Below are 17,220 nucleotides of genomic sequence, written 5' to 3' on the forward strand. Positions count from 1 at the left end.
GTTTACTTCACAGATTCGTTTATCCAAGCCAAGTATTGTTGGCTCCCTTGCGTGATATCCAAAGCAATTATTTCTACGACATCGTAGGGGTGTAGTGCCTTGATAGTCGACTCGAGTTGACTGAATAAGCAAGATTTACTTTTTATAATCAGTGTAATTTCGTCGTCTTCTACTATATCACCTTGCCATTGATAAACCGATTTTACATTGGTCATTATATTAACACAGGCGGCAAGTTTATCATGTACCAAGCGCTTGGCAATCTTTGATGCCACCTCTTTATTGGGGCAATTACACAATACAATTTGATACATTATTCCTGTTACTCCATGTTGTACGTATTAACTATTGATTTTACTCACCAAAATGTCATTTTGGTAATGTTTTTCGTTACTACTTTTATCGCTTGTCCTTGCTTGTTGCTTGAAAAAGACCCGAAAAGCCCAATATTAGTTTCATCGATTTATTTTTGAGTGAAGTTGCACACCATGTTTAGAGTGTTGTTTTTGTTATTTATCATCATGCCGATTATCGAAATTATGGTGTTGATCAATGTGGGTGCCTTAATAGGTGCATTGCCAACCATTGTTTTGGTTATTGTTACCGCTTGGCTTGGTGCCAAAATGGTGCGCCAGCAAGGGTTAGCCACCTATCAATCGGTACAACATAAACTTGCTCAAGGACAGATGCCCTCGGATGAAATCATCGCGGCCTTATTGCTGCTTGTTGCCGGTGTGCTGCTGCTGACACCAGGTTTTATTACCGATGGCTTTGGTTTAGCGCTACTGTGGCCTGTGTCGCGCGGGGCTATTGTTAAGCTGGTGCAGCAACAATTAGCAAAATCGCAAAAAAATGGTTCGGCGTTTTTCTATACCAATGTCAATCAACAACAGGATTTTCAAGACTTTTATCAACAGCAAGGTTCGCAAGCGAACCCATTTCAACAAAATGATGACGTAATCGATATCGAAGCCGATAGCAAGACTATCGACGCCGATAAAAATAACAAGCGTATAGAATAATTGCAGTAACGCTTCTGATTGAATGGCTTAGCTAAAAAAATTGCAAATTTTTAGGCCTAGCCCTTGAAAAGATAGCGACCAACCCCTATCTGCTTTATACATAAATACTTAAAAATTCTCAAAAGAATATCAGGAGAAATAAATGAGCATTCGTCCTTTACATGATCGTGTGATCATCAAGCGTAAAGAAGTTGAAACCAAATCTGCTGGTGGCATTGTCTTAACGGGTAGTGCGGCTGAAAAGTCGACTCGTGGTGAAGTAATTGCCGTTGGTAACGGTCGCATTCTTGAAAGCGGTGAAGTTCGTCCTTTGGATGTGAAAATCGGTGATCAAGTGATCTTCTCTGAAGGTTACGGCGCAAAAACGGAAAAAATCGATGGTGAAGAAGTTCTGATCCTAAGCGAAGCCGACATTTTGGCTATCGTAGAATAAGCCTAAACTCATTTATACATCCCTTTGCGGATAAAAAGATTTAAAGGAAAATAAAAATGGCAGCAAAAGACGTTTTATTTGGTAATGACGCACGCACTAAGATGCTAAGCGGCGTAAACATTCTTGCAGATGCAGTTAAGGTAACATTGGGTCCAAAAGGTCGCAATGTGGTATTGGATAAGAGCTTTGGTGGTCCAACAATCACTAAAGACGGTGTCAGCGTTGCAAAAGAAATCGAACTTGCAGACAAGTTTGAAAACATGGGCGCGCAAATGGTTAAAGAAGTTGCTTCTAAAGCCAATGATGAAGCAGGTGACGGTACAACAACCGCAACGGTATTAGCACAAGCTATTGTAAACGAAGGTTTAAAATCAATTGCTGCCGGCATGAACCCGATGGATCTTAAACGTGGTATCGACCAAGCAGTTATCGCTGCCGTTGCCGAGCTAAAAGAGCTATCTACGGCGTGTGCTGATAACAAAGCGATTGAGCAAGTTGGTACTATTTCAGCTAACTCTGATACTACTGTTGGCTCTATCATTGCTACGGCAATGGATAAAGTTGGTACAGAAGGTGTTATTACCGTTGAAGAAGGTCAAGCCCTTACTGATGAGCTGGACGTTGTTGAAGGTATGCAATTTGACCGTGGTTACCTATCGCCATACTTCATTAATAATCAAGAAAACGGCAGTGTTGAACTTGAAAGCCCGTTTATCTTACTTGTTGATAAGAAAATTTCTAATATTCGTGAATTGCTAACAACCCTTGAAGGCGTTGCTAAAGCTGGTAAGCCATTGCTTATTATTGCCGAAGACGTTGAAGGTGAGGCCTTAGCAACTTTAGTTGTTAACAACATGCGTGGCATCGTCAAAGTTGCCGCGGTTAAAGCTCCTGGTTTTGGTGACCGACGCAAGGCGATGTTACAAGATATCGCTGTGCTTACCGCAGGTACTGTTATCTCTGAAGAAATCGGTATGGAGCTTGAAAAAGCGACATTAGAAGATCTTGGTCAAGCCAAGCGCGTGGTTATCTCTAAAGATAACACCACTATCATCGATGGTATCGGTGAAGAAGCTGAAATCAATGGCCGTGTAACGCAAATTCGTGGCCAAATCGAAGACACTACGTCAGACTACGATCGCGAAAAACTGCAAGAGCGTCTAGCTAAATTGGCTGGCGGTGTTGCGGTAATCAAAGTTGGCGCGGCGACTGAAGTTGAAATGAAAGAAAAGAAAGCCCGTGTTGAAGATGCATTGCATGCAACACGTGCCGCGGTTGAAGAAGGTGTGGTTGCCGGTGGTGGTACAGCCCTTGTTCGTGTTGCTGACAAGATCAAAGATCTTGAAGGTGCTAACGAAGATCAGACCCACGGTATCAACGTGGCTCTTCGTGCCATGGAAGCACCACTTCGTCAAATCGTAAGCAACTGTGGTGATGAAGCATCCGTGGTTCTTAATGAAGTACGCAATGGCGAAGGTAACTATGGTTACAACGCCGCTAACAGCACCTACGGTGATATGTTGGAAATGGGTATCCTAGATCCGACAAAAGTAACTCGTAGTGCACTTCAGTTCGCAGCCTCAGTAGCAAGTTTGATGCTAACTACCGAAGCTATGGTGACCGAAGCGCCACAAGATGCAGCAGCTGCACCTGCAATGCCTGATATGGGTGGCATGGGTGGCATGGGCGGTATGGGCGGCATGATGTAATCTGCGCCAAGCTTTATGCTGAAAAAGCCTCGTCTTAGACGGGGCTTTTTTGTGAGTTACAGTCAATAACAAATTAATCGCAAAGGGCTACACATAATCATTACGCAAATTGTAAAGTTATTGTTATTATTGACATAAGTAGCAAACTTAGCCGAGATAATAATAATGCGTAATATTCTAATTTTACTTTTTGTCACCACCCTAGCTGCCTGTGTTCAGGTTACCGATGAAGAAGCAATGGCAGAAAGACAATTAGCTATTTCCAGCAGTCACGATAAAGACTTAGTACTGGACAGCAATACCACCTACGCCTTTACCCCATTACAAGAAACCGATCTTGGTCAGCGCTTTCCAGCGTTTACTGCTGAAATAAAGCGCTATCTTAACAGCCGAGGTTTTCGCCAAGTGGAAGCCGATCAACAACCAACATTTTTTATTGGCTATATTCTCGAACGTGAAGAAGATTTCAGTGATGAACAGTTATCTGAAACATTTGGTTTAAATCCAGGGTTACCTGACTTGCCAAATTTAGAAAAAGGCACAATGTTGATGTTCGTATTAGACGGTGAAACCAAACAATTTGCATGGCGCGGCGCAGCGCAAGGGTTTGTTATCGACGATATTGATGAACAAGAGCGCCAACACCGTATTCAGGTTATTGTTGGCTCTATGTTAAGACAGTTTGTAGGCAATTAATTACCATACGACAACGAACTATTACAATTTCGATTAAACTTTACTAAACAAGGTGTTGTCTACTTATTAAACGCTGATGTAAAGATAAGGTGATAGAGATGAAATTAGTGAACAAGTTTATTTCGGTTATATGTGCAACTATGCTGGTATCAACCTATGCGATGGCTGGAGAGGCCAAAGTAAATTGGGTTGACCCAGACAGTTATACTGATATTGAACCGGGCGATGAACCACGCAGCCGTTTTGAGGCACGCGTGTTTAAAGAACTGGAAGAGCATATTGCGAAACTCGCGGCAAAGTTGCCAGAAGGGCAAACGCTAACAATGGACATTACCAATGTCGATTTAGCCGGAGATGTGCGCTATATGGTTGGACCAAATAACGCGACTATTCGTGTGATTGAAGATTTGTATTTCCCGAAAATGCGTTTTAAGTACCAGCTAACCGATGCCAGTGGTGCAAAGCTCAGCTCAGGTGAAGAGCATATTAAAGACATGGGCTTTTTTAACTCACCAGGCAGCGGTATGCATCATGAGAATTTCAAGTATGAAAAAGTCATGTTAACAGACTGGTTTAAAGAAACGTTTATGCGAGATACGAAACAATAATGATCAACAGGTGGCGATAGCCACCTTTTTTATTGCCAACGATACGCCCACGCAACGGCGACCACATCAACATCATTACCTCGCTTGGTGGTAATGCCTTTATTGGCAATAAACTTAACACTGTGTTGCGAATTTATTGCGTAGCTGTAGGTTATACCGCCACGAAAATTCCCGGTTTTATCCGCTCGCTTATCACCATCGACATAGGTATCACCGCCGAAATAGTAGTTGGCATTGAAGGCGATCCAGTGGCCGGGTTGAAAGTCGTAGATAAGGTGAGACTGAATATTATAAACCGGGTCTTGTTCAAAGGTTTGATCGTATAACAGCTCGCTATTATTGGTAAAAAACTTAGCCGAGACGGCAGCGTCAAATTCCCAATTACCAAATGGTATGGACATGCCTATTTCCGGTTTAAAGAACCAACGATTAGAGCCGATATTGAGTACGTATTGCTTGTCATAAGCACCGGTCGGCATACCAACTTGTAAGCTGGCGCCGATAACCATGGTTTTTGGTTGTTTAACAAATTCTGATAATTCCATAGCTTTGGCGCCATAGAAGTTGTAATTGAGGCGCATAAAGGTGTCAGTCATGCCACAGTATCGACGTTCAACCCGTTCACCGAGATATATTGCTTCTCCATCAGCACATGCCTGTCCACTGGCAATATCAAATTTACTGGCATTGCCAAACATTGAAAAGGTATAAGCATAGGCAACCCCAGGACCGTCGATGTCTAGGGTTAAGTCTTCGACCGGCACGTCTGGTGTTGTATACACGTCACCTTTGGTTTTTATGTATAAAGCACCAATAAAATTTTGATCGATAGGGATGTTTATGTACGAGCGAGGATCCAGTTCCTTAGCAAAGGATTGCTGACTGACAGCGAGTAAAGGTAGCAGCCAAAACCGACGACACATGCTCATAATTTCCTGAGGTTTTATATTATTGTTAACCCCCAGTATGAGCGCTTTATCGTCGATTATGCAACTTTATGTCTGCTTTATTGTTGTTGGTACAAAGATTCAAATTTACCAATCAGTGAATACAACAACTCAATCTTTTTCACCATGGTCGCTAGTAATTCATTGTTTTGCGTTTGTTGCCACACCAACAGCTCATTTGCGATCTCTTCGATATACGGCTGAAAGGTGTCGGCCTTTACCGTAAAGTCGCCGTTTTGGGGAAAGATGGATTGGAAGTTGGCCTGTTTATCCGCACGTAATTCTGTCAGCGTTGCATCGACTTTTAAAGAGCGCTTTAGTAATTGTGAGATGTTTTCAATCAGGTGTTTTTCAATCGATTTGTTCATAAAAATATACTTTTCTTTGGCTATAAATTTAGTGGGGTTTTATTGGCTTCACCAGCAAGTTCCTGCACAACTTTTGGCATTAAAAAGCCGGGCAAGTTGGCCATCATTTGTTTGGCTATTGATTTCGCTTGGTGTAAGTCTACATGAAAATGGGCAGCGCCTTTCACCGGATCGAGCAAGTGCAGATAATACGGCAAAATATCGACACTAAATAGCTTTTCCGACAAGTCACATAATGTTTGCGCATCATCATTAATACCTTTTAATAACACGCTCTGATTGAGCACGAAAACATCGTGTTGCTTTAACATCATGGATGCTCGACTCAAATCATCACAAATTTCATTGCTGTGATTAATATGCAACACCATTATTACGCGCAAGCGAGATTCACTTAATGTAGTGAGTAATGCTGGATTGATTCGACTGGGTATTACTACCGGTAGGCGTGTGTGAATTCGCAATCGAGTGATATGAGCAATGTTGTTTATTTGCTCAATTAACCACTTCAAATGACTGTCTTTTGCCATCAAAGGATCGCCGCCGGAAAAAATCACTTCATTGATTTCTTTGTGCTGCTTGATGTAATCGATAGCCTCTTGCCAACGTTGTTTGTTTGGGCTGTTATCTTGATAGGGGAAATGACGGCGAAAACAATAACGACAATTCACCGCGCAACCGGCCTTAACAATCATTAGCACACGGTTTTTGTATTTGTGCAATAACCCTTCAGCAACGGTGTCGTGCTCTTGCAATGGATCACTGACAAAACCGTCGACATCGATAAACTCTTCACTGTGTGGCATCACTTGTTGCAGCAGAGGATCGTCGATATTGTTTTTCTGCATTTTTTCGATAAACGGTCGCGGTACTCGTACCGGAAATAACTTTCGCGCCTGAAAGTGTGAACTGTATTTGTTCTCGTCTATATTTAGCATAGACAAGAGTTGTTTGGGGTCGGTGACAACATTCGCTAACTCTTTTTCCCAAAAGCTATGCACATTGTCTTCAATTCGGGTTATTATTTGCGTCATCAAAAATCTCTACGGGTAAATACCTTGCGTATTTATCTTGGTGACAGATTTTAATCTATTAGAGAACACAAATACATAAGAGAACACTATGGGCAATTATAGTACTAATGAATTTAAAAATGGCCTTAAGTTAATGATTGACGGTGAGCCATGCAATATTCTGGAAAATGAAATTGTAAAGCCAGGTAAAGGTCAGGCCTTTAACCGCGTTAAAATCCGTAAATTAATATCAGGTAAAGTTTTAGAAAAGACCTTCAAATCAGGTGAATCTGTTGAAGGTGCCGATGTGATGGAAACGGATTTAGGCTATTTATATGCCGATGGCGAATTCTGGCACTTTATGAACAATGATACTTTTGAGCAAATTGCCGCCGATGAAAAAGCGGTTGGCGATAATGTAAAATGGCTGAAAGAGGGTGACATGTGTACCATCACTTTGTGGGATGGCAATCCGATTTCAGTTACCCCACCTAACTTTGTTGAGTTGGAAATCATTGAAACTGATCCTGGTCTAAAAGGTGATACCGCAGGCACTGGCGGTAAACCAGCGACTTTGAGTACAGGCGCTGTGGTTCGTGTTCCTCTATTCGTGCAAATTGGCGAAGTGGTTAAGGTAGATACACGCAGTGGCGAATATGTATCTCGCGCTGGTAAGTAATCACTTACATAGCATAGTGCAAATGCCAAAGAGGTTAGCATAAGGCTAACCTTTTTCATTTGTGTCATTAGCGTACGTGGCACAAGGTGACAGCAAGATAAAATTTGGAACAAGGCTATGGCAAGCAATAAACTCCATGATTGGCAACCAAGTGCAACCCAACAAGTACTGAAACAACGCGCCGAGTTAATGGCAAAAATACGTCGATTTTTTGCCGAGCGTGATGTTATGGAAGTGGAAACACCAAGCTTGTCAGCGGCAACGGTAACCGATGTTCACCTTGAAAGTTTTAGTACTCAATTACTTGCCAGTGCACACCGAAGTAATGATGCACAAACTTTGTATTTACAGACATCGCCAGAATTTGCCATGAAACGCTTACTCGCTGATGGCAGTGGTTGTATTTACCAAATCTGTAAAGCGTTCCGCAATGAACTTGCTGGTCGTTTTCATAACCCAGAATTTACCATGCTTGAATGGTATCGTGTTGGCTTTGATCATTTCCAATTGATGGCGGAACTTGATCAGTTAATGCAAACTGTGTTGTCTTGCCAAGCGGCGCAATCTTTGACTTATCAGCAGGCGTTTATCGATTATGTTGGCGTGGATCCATTAACTGCCGATATCGAGCAACTTAAACAGCAAGTTAATCGACATAACTTAGATGCCGACTGGATATTGGCTGAACCTGATTTCGATACAATATTACAATATCTATTTGCCGAGTTGGTTGAGACCAATATTGGTCAAAAAAGCCCCTGTTTTATTTATAATTTCCCTGCATCTCAAAGTGCGTTGGCACGAATTGATGACCAAGATGAGCGTGTCTCGAGACGCTTTGAGTTGTATTATAAAGGCATTGAATTGGCGAATGGGTTCCATGAATTGACCGACGCTGATGAGCAAGCAAGGCGCTTTAGTAAAGACAATGCTTGGCGTAAGCAACATGGCCTAGCAGAAAAACCTATCGATGATCGTTTATTGGCGGCATTACAATCCGGTTTGCCCGATTGTGCTGGCGTTGCATTGGGGCTTGATCGGTTGGTGATGCTGGCGCTACAACAAACACATATTGACAACGTTATTAGCTTTTCCGTTAACAAGGCGTAACAAAAAATACCTGTTATACTGTTCAAGTTGTGATATTATCACTTTTTTAAAATTCACGTTCTTAATGGGTAGACAATATGTTGGACAGACTTGGCATTACAGCGACATCACTTTGCGCACTGCATTGTATTTTGTTGCCTGTATTATTGCCGGTATTGTCATTGTTAGGACTTGAAGCATGGGCCTCTCACGAAGCAGAGCATATGTTTCTGTTTGCTACCTTGGTCTTGGGCTCAGTAGCGTTGTTTTCGGGTTTTAAACGTTATCACCGCAAAATATACCCTTTTTACCTGTTGTTCCTTGGTGGTTTCATCTATTGGCACAAGCACAGTGTCGACGAAAGCGTGCAACCGTTGATGATCATTGTCGGCGCAGTATTGTTGGTCGCAGCGCATGTCGTTAATTTAAAACTGTGTAATAACTGTCGCAGTTGCAGTGACCATGAATGTGGCGCACAAAGTTAGTCGAACCAACGACAAATGAATTTCAAAAAAGGGGAAGCTTAGCTTCCCCTTTTTGCGTCTATTATTGCCGCCGTAAGCTAATACAATTCTTTTAACTTACGGGTTAAGGTGTTGCGACCCCAGCCTAATTTCTTCGCTGCTTCTTGTTTATGGCCATGGGTAAAGTTCAATGCTCTGTCTAAACAAATGCGTTCAAATTCAGGCACTGCATTGGCGAGAATATCACGTTCACCACTTTGCAATTGTTTGTCGACCCAAATGGATAATAGCTGTTGCCAATCACCAATACCGTTGTCGTCGCTTTGCACTTGCGGTGCGGCAGAGATTTCCACTGGCATGTCACTGACTAGGATTTCCTTACCACTGGCCATAACGGTTAAATAGCGACAGGTATTTTCCAGTTGGCGCACATTACCTGGCCAATCACATTGCTGCATAAACTTAATGGATTCTTTGGCGATAGACTTACTTTCAACACCAAGTTCACTCGCCGCTAGGCCAAGAAAATGCTTGGCCAATTGTTCAATGTCCTCTTTACGTTCACGCAAACTTGGCAATTGCACGCGTATGACGTTTAAACGATGGAATAAATCTTCACGAAATTCACCTTTTGCCACTCTGTCTTCCAGGTTCTGATGAGTCGCGGCAATAATACGTACATCGACTTTGATTGGATTATGACCGCCGACTCGGTAAAACTCACCGTCCGCTAACACTCGTAATAAACGAGTTTGCACGTCAATCGGCATATCGCCAATTTCATCAAGAAACAAGGTACCGCCATGGGCTTGCTCAAACCGCCCTTGGCGTACTGAATTGGCGCCAGTAAAGGCGCCTTTTTCATGACCGAACAATTCCGATTCAATCAAATCTTTCGGTATCGCCGCCATATTTAATGGGATAAAAGGTGCATTTTGGCGCGGACTGTGTGAGTGCAAGGCATTGGCTACCAGCTCTTTACCTGTGCCTGATTCACCATTAATCAACACGCTGATGCTAGAGCGTGACAAGCGACCTATGGCACGAAAAACCTCTTGCATGGCCGGAGCCTCACCGATGATGCCAACCCCAGCAGGTTTGCTGGTTGAAGCACTTTTCTTGGCGCTCTGTTCTTGTACGTGATCGAGTGCTCGCTGCGCTAATGACACTGCTTCATCAATATCAAAAGGTTTTGGTAAATATTCAAATGCGCCACCTTGATAGGCGTTGACTGCACTGTCTAAATCGGAATGGGCGGTCATGATGATTACTGGCATATCTGGGAAAGCATCATTGATGCGAGATAATAATGTCATGCCATCCATATTAGGCATACGAATGTCAGAAATAATCACTTGCGGCTGACTAAAGTCTAGCGCTGATAGTATGTCGTTTGCGTTACTAAATGACGTACAACTGATGTCAGCACTCTTTAAGGCTTTCTCCAATACCCAGCGAATTGAGCTGTCATCATCTACAATCCATACTTGTTCTGCGTTCATCTTAGGTTCTCTTAGGTAAAGGTAAAATAATGGAAAATTCGGTACGGCCTGGGTAGCTGTGGCACACCAGTTTGCCATGATGTTGGTGCACAAGCGTTTGCGCTATCGATAGACCTAAACCAGTACCATCACTGCGTCCTGACACCATGGGATAGAATATGGTGTCTTGAATGTCTGCAGGAATGCCTGGACCATTGTCGATTATCGATAATTTCACCGCTAATTTGATCTTCTTACCATTAACGGTTTGATTGGTCGCTATGCGCGTTTTGATTTTGATTTTGCCGTTTTCGGGTAATACCTGAATGGCGTTACCAATAATGTTGAGCAATGTTTGTTGTAGCTTTTCCGTATCGATTTCAATATCTGGAATTGACGGATCATAGTCACGAATAAATTCGATATTTTTATTATTATCAAGACTGACCAACTGATGCACTTTTTCGGCTATTTTATGAATATTATGCATTCTCAGAATGGGCAACTGATTAGGCCCAAGTAGCTGATCGACAAGGTTGGTTAAGCGATCCGCTTGCTCGATGATCATTGCCGTAAATTCGCGTTGTTCGGGCAAAATTTCTTTATCTAACAATTGTGCCGCGCCGCGCAAGCCGCCTAATGGGTTTTTAATTTCATGAGCTAGGCCACGTATCAAATCCCGTGCTGCTTCCCATTGTTGCTCTTGAAACACTTCAAGAGAAATCTCTTTTTGTTTATCGATTCGACGACACTCTAATAACAGGTGTTCTTGATCATTAAAGAGGGCGACAGAGGCGGTGACTTCGACCGTTATGTGATGACCTTCGATAAATTCAAATACCACATCTGAATCGGTAAAGTCTTGTCCAGTGCTAAGCACTTGCTGTAAGCGTTCGTCGGTGACGCTGCAATGGGTGAATACATCAAGAACTTTTTGTTGATAGAGCCTGTTTAAACTTTTACTAAGTAATGCTTCAGCGGCGGTATTGAGGTATTGAACCTTGAGATTTTCATCAAGCACAATCACAGCGGTAACCATCTGCGATACCATCTGATTGGCGTAAAATTGACGTAGTTCTTTTAAACTGTTGTTGGTAAACAAGGTTTTCTCCATTGCACCAATGTGGTGCGGCATTTATTGTAGTGTAATAAAATGCCTAGGCTTTTGCACCTAAATGGAAGAGTAAATGGTTAATTTACCCTTGCGCGATGCAAATAAACGGTTCTTTCCTTGGATGATGCAATAACCTTGCCTTGATTGTTCAATAGTTCTAATTTTATTTTGTGCTCGCCACGATCAACGTCACGCAGAATAAATACCGAACGGGTTTGCGGTTCACCATAGGCTTCGCCATTAAAGATCAGACGTACAGAGAAGCCCCGTTTAAAGACTGGTGCTACTCGACCTGAAATATAGATAGAGCCTGAATTGTCGCGAATCGTTGCATGATCTTCAGGTTGTGATATTTCAACCCGATACTCTTCCTCAACGACGCGAGGACTGATGTCGAGTACCGAGGTATCGACAGATGAGATGATGGTTTGCTTGTTATTAACTTCGATTTCTTCAGCAACTTCTTCAGCACCTGGTTTTGGACTATCTGAAAATACTAAATCACCGTTTTCATTGCGCCACACGTAAACCTTGTCCGCTGCGTCTACGAGAGGCGCGATGGCGGCAAACAACAGGGCGAATAACAATGCATACCTAAACATTTACTTTCCTTTGTATGAATGCGCTTTTCACTTCATTAGCGCGTTAATCGTTATTGTACCTATCCTATAACAATAACGATATTTCTAATTTAACCAAATATTTAGCGAGACGCCAGTAAATTTTATTGGCGACCGCTAGGGTTAAATATGCGACCCACAAAAAAGCCCGCAGAAGCGGGCTTTTCTATAGGAGCAAGCGATTAAACGCTGTAGTACATTTCGAACTCAACTGGGTGAGTTGTCATGTTAAGTTGCTCAACTTCTTCACGCTTAAGACCAACGTAAGCGTCAATCATGTCGCTGTCCATTACGCCACCAGCAGTCAAGAATTCTTTGTCAGCTTCTAGAGCGTCAAGAGCTTCTTCTAGTGATGATGCAACTTGTGGGATCGCAGCGGCTTCTTCAGCTGGTAGGTCGTACAAGTCTTTGTCCATAGCGTCGCCAGGGTGAATCTTGTTTTTGATACCGTCAAGGCCAGCCATAAGCATTGCAGTGAATGCTAGGTAAGGGTTACCAGTTGGATCAGGGAAACGTACTTCGATACGACGTGCTTTTGGTGAAGGTACTACCGGAATACGGATAGAAGCAGAACGGTTACGAGCAGAGTAAGCTAGCATAACTGGTGCTTCGAAACCTGGAACCAAACGCTTGTATGAGTTAGTCGACGCGTTAGTAAATGCGTTGATTGCTTTAGCGTGCTTGATGATACCGCCAATGTAGTAAAGAGCCGTTTCAGAAAGGCCGCCGTACAAATCACCAGAGAAAAGGTTAACACCGTCTTTAGCTAGTGATTGGTGAACGTGCATACCAGTACCGTTGTCACCAACTAGTGGCTTAGGCATGAAAGTCGCTGTTTTACCGTATGCGTGTGCAACGTTGTGAACAACATACTTGTAGATTTGAACTTCATCAGCTTTGTTAACCATAGTGTTGAAACGACAAGCAATTTCGTTTTGACCAGCGGTTGCTACTTCATGGTGATGCGCTTCAACAACAAGACCCATCTCTTCCATTACAAGACACATTGCTGAACGCAAGTCTTGTGATGAATCTACTGGAGCTACTGGGAAGTAACCACCTTTAACGCGAGGACGGTGACCGTGGTTGCCATCTTCGTATTCGGTAGCGCTGTTCCAGTGAGCTTCTTTATCGTCAATGCTGTACATTGCGCCAGCCATGTTAACGCTAAATTTAACGTCATCAAATACGAAGAACTCTGGCTCTGGACCAACAAGGATGTTGTCCGCAATACCTGTAGAGCGCATGTACTCTTCAGCGCGCTTAGCTACTGAACGAGGGTCACGGCTGTAACCTTGCATGGTTGCAGGCTCTACGATGTCACAACGGATGTTAAGAGTAACTTCTTCAGTGAACGGGTCAAGAACTGCAGTAGATGCGTCTGGCATCAATACCATGTCTGATTCATTAATACCTTTCCAACCAGCGATAGAAGAACCATCGAACATTTTACCATCTTCGAAGAAGTCTTCATCAATTTGATGATAAGGAAGAGAAACGTGTTGCTCTTTACCTTTTGAATCAGTGAAGCGCAGGTCAACGAACTTAACGTCGTTTTCTTTGATTAAATCTAAAACTGCTTGTGACATGGAAGTCTCCGTATTTATTGCAGGTTAATTATTAAAATAACTTGTTAGTCGATTAACGACCGGATTGGCTAAAGATAAGCTAAATTCGTGCCAACTTTTTAACGCCTTAATATATAAGGGGTTAGCAAAATCACCATAATTTACACTAATTATAATGGATCTTATTGGTGCGGCTGTGCACTTATGTGGTGCATCGCCCGTATTCGGTGCATAGTGTTGTTGATGAGGGCAATTATACCTGTAGTTGCTGACAGTTTCATTACGCTGTTCATACACTTTTGTTATTTTGTCGACCATGTAACAAAAAACTTCGGCTTATTGCAAGGATTTAGTTTATAATACGCGCCAATTTTATTTGTAAGACATTAAAAGCCCCGAATCGGGCTACATTAAAGGCGAATACAGTGTTAGATAAACTACGTAATATTGCGATCATCGCTCACGTTGACCATGGTAAAACTACCTTGGTTGATAAACTTCTACAGCAATCTGGTACTTTGGATTCTCGTGCCGATCTAGACGATCGCGTCATGGACTCTAACGATATCGAGAAAGAGCGTGGTATCACCATCTTGGCAAAAAACACTGCCATTAACTGGAATGATTACCGTGTAAACATTGTAGACACCCCAGGCCATGCTGACTTCGGTGGTGAAGTTGAACGTGTTATGTCAATGGTTGACTCTGTATTGCTTATCGTTGATGCGCAAGAAGGTCCTATGCCGCAAACACGCTTCGTAACCAAGAAAGCGTTTGCTCAAGGTTTGAAGCCTATCGTTGTTATCAATAAAATCGACAAGCCTGGTGCTCGCCCTGATTGGGTAATGGACCAAGTATTTGATTTATTCGACAACCTTGGTGCAACCGATGAACAATTAGATTTCCAAGTTGTTTATGCTTCGGCTATCAATGGTTGGGCATCTCACGAAGAGGGCGAAGTTGGTACCGACATGACGCCTTTGTTCGAAACCATCATTGACTCAGTGCCAGCGCCAGATGCTGACGTAGACGGTCCTTTCCAGATGCAAATATCACAACTAGATTACAACTCATACGTTGGTGTAATCGGTGTTGGTCGTGTAACTCGTGGTACGGTTAAGCCTAACCAACAAGTTACGATTAATGGTGCTAATGGCATTATTCATAATGGTAAAGTGGGCACCGTATTAGGTTATCTAGGTTTAGACCGTTACGAAGCCGAATCTGCGCAAGCAGGTGACATCATCGCCATTACCGGTCTAGGTGAGCTTAAGATTTCTGACACCATTTGTTGTCCAAACGAAGTTGAACCTCTTCCTGCTCTTTCTGTTGATGAGCCAACGGTTACCATGACGTTCCAAGTAAACACCTCGCCGTTTGCGGGTAAAGAAGGTAAATATGTAACGTCACGTAATATTCTTGACCGTCTAGAAAAAGAATTGGTGCATAACGTTGCCCTTCGAGTTGAGCAATTAGACGATCCAGATAAGTTTAAAGTATCAGGTCGTGGTGAGCTTCACCTAGGTATCTTAATTGAAAACATGCGTCGTGAAGGTTACGAGTTAGCCGTATCTCGCCCAGAAGTTATCATGCGCGAAGTTGATGGCCAGATTCAAGAACCATATGAAACAGTAACCATTGATGTTGAAGAAGAGCATCAAGGTTCTATTATGGAAAAACTAGGTCTACGTAAAGCAGAGCTAACTGATATGTCTCCAGATGGTAAAGGTCGTATTCGTATGGACTTTATCATGCCGAGTCGTGGTCTTATCGGTTTCCAAACTGAATTTATGACACTAACCTCTGGTTCAGGTCTAATTTACCACACCTTCTTACAGTACGGTCCGCACAAAGGTGGCGAGATTGGTCAGCGTATTAACGGTGTTCTTATTGCTAACGCAACAGGTAAAGCCCTAACCAACGCACTGTTCAACTTACAAGAACGTGGTCGCCTAATGATTGGTCACGGTGTTGAAGTATACGAAGGTATGGTTATTGGTATTCACTCGCGTGACAACGATCTTACCGTTAACGCCCTTAAAGGTAAGCAGTTAACAAACGTTCGTGCATCGGGTACTGATGATGCGCAAGTATTGTCGCCACCAATTAAAATGACACTTGAGCAAGCGCTAGAGTTTATCGATGATGATGAGCTAGTCGAAGTGACTCCTGAGAATATTCGTATTCGTAAGAAGTTCTTGTCAGAATCAGATCGTAAGCGTGAATCTCGCAACAAAAAGTAATAAATACACTTTTTGAATACGCTATTAAAACGCCAGCATAACGCTGGCGTTTTTGTTTTTTTGTACTATTTACTTTTGCTAAAAACAGCGGCATCATACTAAAAATTAATAATAAACAGGGATGTAAAATGAAATCATTGATCACTCTATTGCTGTGTTTTTCATTAGCAGCATGTATGACCACCTACCGTATCTCAGCCGATGAAGAAAATAAGCCTCTAGCCAATAACGAAGGTTACTTTGGCCTGGTTTTTAATACCCTTGATCCATTGAAGAACATACAATTTAAAAACAAGGAAACCGGGGAAGAGTTTTATGAAGGTCGTGTTGAAAAAGGTATCCATCAGTTAACCATGCGCGTACCAGAAGGCGAGTATTGCTTGATTGGCTTTGATGTATATAACTGGCGAGTCGATTATAAAGAGCAAGGTTTTTGTACCTATGTCGAAGCCGGTGAGGTCAATTATTTTGGTGAGTTTTTGGTGCGAGATCCGGTGACTGTCGCCAATGATAACTATCCTCGTTATGTTCATTTATTAGCGAAGCAGTTCCCACAACTTTGTCAAAACTACATTGGCGAAGAGTGCCAGTTATAATGCGTTTACTGGCCACGTTATTATTTATATCCAGCTTTGCCGTGTGCGCTGAATCAAGCAATCCTTGTCAGGATATGGAACAATTTTTTCCATACAAGGCAGGCATCCAAGCACAGCAAGACGAGCGTCACGAAGAAGCGTTTGATATCTTCTGTCAATTATCGTTTAAAGGCGATTATCGCGCCCAATTTCAAATGGCGCAATATTTTGCTGTCGGAGTGACAGATTATATTGAGGCGGACCCTGTATTTGCGGTGCTGTGGGCTGACTTAGCCAACAGTCGTAAAAAAAGTGTTAAGCGTCAACGCTTTATTGATACCACCAAGGCTACGCTGACGGATGAGCAGCACAAAATGTTTATCACCTTGTTACCTAGATTCTTGCAAGGTGTGCCAACAGGGCAACGGATTGATATGCAATTTGAGCCACTGGATCTGAATAAGTTGTATCAAGAATATCAAAAGGCAAGAGAGCCGCAAGAATATACTGGCAGTCGTATTAAGCGTGACAAACCACCAATAAATGTTAACTCAATTAATTATTAGTTCTGTTAATTTGTGGCAACAAAAA

At 42.5% G+C, this 17,220-nt stretch carries 19 protein-coding genes; 11 read left to right on the forward strand and 8 right to left on the reverse strand.

Going from position 1 to position 17,220, the window contains the following annotated elements; translation table 11 throughout:
* Positions 1–2 precede the first annotated feature (2 nt).
* Positions 3–314, reverse strand: coding sequence for a divalent-cation tolerance protein CutA (gene cutA, locus HII16_RS12535; RefSeq protein WP_169130569.1), 312 nt, complete (start codon positions 312–314; stop codon positions 3–5).
* Between the two features lie 174 nt (positions 315–488).
* On the opposite strand from cutA, the gene HII16_RS12540 reads away from it, so the two are divergent.
* The 5 genes from HII16_RS12540 to HII16_RS12560 all read left to right on the forward strand — a co-directional run bounded on the left by HII16_RS12540 (position 489) and on the right by HII16_RS12560 (position 4,468).
* Positions 489–1,022, forward strand: a complete 534-nt coding sequence (locus HII16_RS12540; RefSeq protein WP_169130571.1) for an FxsA family protein — start codon at positions 489–491, stop codon at positions 1,020–1,022.
* Positions 1,023–1,164: 142 nt separating this feature from the next.
* Entirely contained in the window at positions 1,165–1,455 is a 291-nt protein-coding gene (locus tag HII16_RS12545; protein ID WP_135438166.1) for a co-chaperone GroES, read from the forward strand.
* 56 nt (positions 1,456–1,511) lie between these two features.
* On the forward strand, positions 1,512–3,164 hold the full coding sequence (gene groL, locus HII16_RS12550; protein WP_169130573.1) for a chaperonin GroEL: 1,653 nt from the start codon (positions 1,512–1,514) through the stop codon (positions 3,162–3,164).
* A gap of 165 nt (positions 3,165–3,329) precedes the next feature.
* Complete coding sequence (locus HII16_RS12555; RefSeq protein WP_169130575.1) at positions 3,330–3,860, forward strand: DUF4136 domain-containing protein; 531 nt, start codon at positions 3,330–3,332, stop codon at positions 3,858–3,860.
* Positions 3,861–3,958: 98 nt separating this feature from the next.
* Positions 3,959–4,468: a DUF3016 domain-containing protein gene (locus HII16_RS12560; RefSeq protein ID WP_169130577.1), complete on the forward strand. Its 510-nt coding sequence runs from the start codon at positions 3,959–3,961 to the stop codon at positions 4,466–4,468.
* 29 nt (positions 4,469–4,497) lie between these two features.
* On the opposite strand, the gene HII16_RS12565 is transcribed toward HII16_RS12560, so the two are convergent.
* From HII16_RS12565 to epmB, 3 genes are all read right to left on the reverse strand, one after another.
* Positions 4,498–5,391, reverse strand: coding sequence for a transporter (locus HII16_RS12565; RefSeq protein WP_169130579.1), 894 nt, complete (start codon positions 5,389–5,391; stop codon positions 4,498–4,500).
* A gap of 83 nt (positions 5,392–5,474) precedes the next feature.
* A complete protein-coding gene (locus HII16_RS12570; protein ID WP_135438161.1) occupies positions 5,475–5,783 on the reverse strand; it encodes a hypothetical protein in 309 nt (102 codons plus the stop codon).
* 20 nt (positions 5,784–5,803) lie between these two features.
* Positions 5,804–6,817: an EF-P beta-lysylation protein EpmB gene (gene epmB / locus HII16_RS12575; RefSeq protein ID WP_169130581.1), complete on the reverse strand. Its 1,014-nt coding sequence runs from the start codon at positions 6,815–6,817 to the stop codon at positions 5,804–5,806.
* An 88-nt stretch (positions 6,818–6,905) separates the two neighbouring features.
* Here epmB and efp point away from each other — a divergent pair, with 88 nt between their 5' ends.
* The 3 genes from efp (at position 6,906) to HII16_RS12590 (ending at position 9,049) form a co-directional block, all read left to right on the forward strand.
* The gene (efp, locus tag HII16_RS12580) at positions 6,906–7,475 is read left to right on the forward strand and encodes an elongation factor P (protein ID WP_135438159.1); all 570 of its coding nucleotides are present in this window, start codon (positions 6,906–6,908) and stop codon (positions 7,473–7,475) included.
* A gap of 117 nt (positions 7,476–7,592) precedes the next feature.
* The gene (epmA, locus tag HII16_RS12585) at positions 7,593–8,585 is read left to right on the forward strand and encodes an elongation factor P--(R)-beta-lysine ligase (protein WP_169130583.1); all 993 of its coding nucleotides are present in this window, start codon (positions 7,593–7,595) and stop codon (positions 8,583–8,585) included.
* 77 nt (positions 8,586–8,662) lie between these two features.
* Positions 8,663–9,049, forward strand: a complete 387-nt coding sequence (locus HII16_RS12590) for a MerC domain-containing protein (protein ID WP_135438157.1) — start codon at positions 8,663–8,665, stop codon at positions 9,047–9,049.
* Positions 9,050–9,126: 77 nt separating this feature from the next.
* On the opposite strand, the gene glnG is transcribed toward HII16_RS12590, so the two are convergent.
* The 4 genes from glnG to glnA all read right to left on the reverse strand — a co-directional run bounded on the left by glnG (position 9,127) and on the right by glnA (position 13,832).
* Positions 9,127–10,530 (reverse strand): nitrogen regulation protein NR(I), encoded by a 1,404-nt coding sequence (gene glnG / locus HII16_RS12595; protein WP_169130585.1) that lies wholly within the window; start codon positions 10,528–10,530, stop codon positions 9,127–9,129.
* Position 10,531: 1 nt separating this feature from the next.
* Positions 10,532–11,644: a nitrogen regulation protein NR(II) gene (gene glnL, locus HII16_RS12600; protein WP_348981419.1), complete on the reverse strand. Its 1,113-nt coding sequence runs from the start codon at positions 11,642–11,644 to the stop codon at positions 10,532–10,534.
* A 56-nt stretch (positions 11,645–11,700) separates the two neighbouring features.
* Positions 11,701–12,225: a DUF4124 domain-containing protein gene (locus HII16_RS12605; RefSeq protein WP_169130587.1), complete on the reverse strand. Its 525-nt coding sequence runs from the start codon at positions 12,223–12,225 to the stop codon at positions 11,701–11,703.
* A 200-nt stretch (positions 12,226–12,425) separates the two neighbouring features.
* Positions 12,426–13,832, reverse strand: coding sequence for a glutamate--ammonia ligase (gene glnA / locus HII16_RS12610; RefSeq protein WP_169130589.1), 1,407 nt, complete (start codon positions 13,830–13,832; stop codon positions 12,426–12,428).
* 404 nt (positions 13,833–14,236) lie between these two features.
* Here glnA and typA point away from each other — a divergent pair, with 404 nt between their 5' ends.
* The 3 genes from typA (at position 14,237) to HII16_RS12625 (ending at position 17,195) form a co-directional block, all read left to right on the forward strand.
* Complete coding sequence (typA, locus tag HII16_RS12615; RefSeq protein ID WP_169130591.1) at positions 14,237–16,054, forward strand: translational GTPase TypA; 1,818 nt, start codon at positions 14,237–14,239, stop codon at positions 16,052–16,054.
* Between the two features lie 128 nt (positions 16,055–16,182).
* Positions 16,183–16,650 (forward strand): hypothetical protein, encoded by a 468-nt coding sequence (locus tag HII16_RS12620; RefSeq protein ID WP_169130592.1) that lies wholly within the window; start codon positions 16,183–16,185, stop codon positions 16,648–16,650.
* Positions 16,650–17,195 carry a hypothetical protein gene (locus tag HII16_RS12625; RefSeq protein WP_169130594.1) on the forward strand — a complete coding sequence of 182 codons (546 nt, stop codon included), beginning with the start codon at positions 16,650–16,652 and terminating at the stop codon, positions 17,193–17,195. Before HII16_RS12620 ends, HII16_RS12625 begins: the two co-directional genes overlap by 1 nt.
* The last annotated feature ends 25 nt before the right edge of the window (positions 17,196–17,220 follow it).

It is taken from the genome of Thalassotalea sp. Y01 (genome assembly GCF_012932945.1).
Lineage (GTDB): Bacteria > Pseudomonadota > Gammaproteobacteria > Enterobacterales > Alteromonadaceae > Thalassotalea_A.

Bases quoted from the DNA above. Each gene is read 5' to 3' on its own strand.
- cutA (WP_169130569.1), bottom strand. From the start codon at position 314: ATGTATCAAATTGTATTGTGTAATTGCCCCAATAAAGAGGTGGCATCA.
- HII16_RS12540 (WP_169130571.1), top strand. From the start codon at position 489: ATGTTTAGAGTGTTGTTTTTGTTATTTATCATCATGCCGATTATCGAA.
- HII16_RS12545 (WP_135438166.1), top strand. From the start codon at position 1,165: ATGAGCATTCGTCCTTTACATGATCGTGTGATCATCAAGCGTAAAGAA.
- groL (WP_169130573.1), top strand. From the start codon at position 1,512: ATGGCAGCAAAAGACGTTTTATTTGGTAATGACGCACGCACTAAGATG.
- HII16_RS12555 (WP_169130575.1), top strand. From the start codon at position 3,330: ATGCGTAATATTCTAATTTTACTTTTTGTCACCACCCTAGCTGCCTGT.
- HII16_RS12560 (WP_169130577.1), top strand. From the start codon at position 3,959: ATGAAATTAGTGAACAAGTTTATTTCGGTTATATGTGCAACTATGCTG.
- HII16_RS12565 (WP_169130579.1), bottom strand. From the start codon at position 5,391: ATGTGTCGTCGGTTTTGGCTGCTACCTTTACTCGCTGTCAGTCAGCAA.
- HII16_RS12570 (WP_135438161.1), bottom strand. From the start codon at position 5,783: ATGAACAAATCGATTGAAAAACACCTGATTGAAAACATCTCACAATTA.
- epmB (WP_169130581.1), bottom strand. From the start codon at position 6,817: ATGACGCAAATAATAACCCGAATTGAAGACAATGTGCATAGCTTTTGG.
- efp (WP_135438159.1), top strand. From the start codon at position 6,906: ATGGGCAATTATAGTACTAATGAATTTAAAAATGGCCTTAAGTTAATG.
- epmA (WP_169130583.1), top strand. From the start codon at position 7,593: ATGGCAAGCAATAAACTCCATGATTGGCAACCAAGTGCAACCCAACAA.
- HII16_RS12590 (WP_135438157.1), top strand. From the start codon at position 8,663: ATGTTGGACAGACTTGGCATTACAGCGACATCACTTTGCGCACTGCAT.
- glnG (WP_169130585.1), bottom strand. From the start codon at position 10,530: ATGAACGCAGAACAAGTATGGATTGTAGATGATGACAGCTCAATTCGC.
- glnL (WP_348981419.1), bottom strand. From the start codon at position 11,644: ATGCCGCACCACATTGGTGCAATGGAGAAAACCTTGTTTACCAACAAC.
- HII16_RS12605 (WP_169130587.1), bottom strand. From the start codon at position 12,225: ATGTTTAGGTATGCATTGTTATTCGCCCTGTTGTTTGCCGCCATCGCG.
- glnA (WP_169130589.1), bottom strand. From the start codon at position 13,832: ATGTCACAAGCAGTTTTAGATTTAATCAAAGAAAACGACGTTAAGTTC.
- HII16_RS12620 (WP_169130592.1), top strand. From the start codon at position 16,183: ATGAAATCATTGATCACTCTATTGCTGTGTTTTTCATTAGCAGCATGT.
- HII16_RS12625 (WP_169130594.1), top strand. From the start codon at position 16,650: ATGCGTTTACTGGCCACGTTATTATTTATATCCAGCTTTGCCGTGTGC.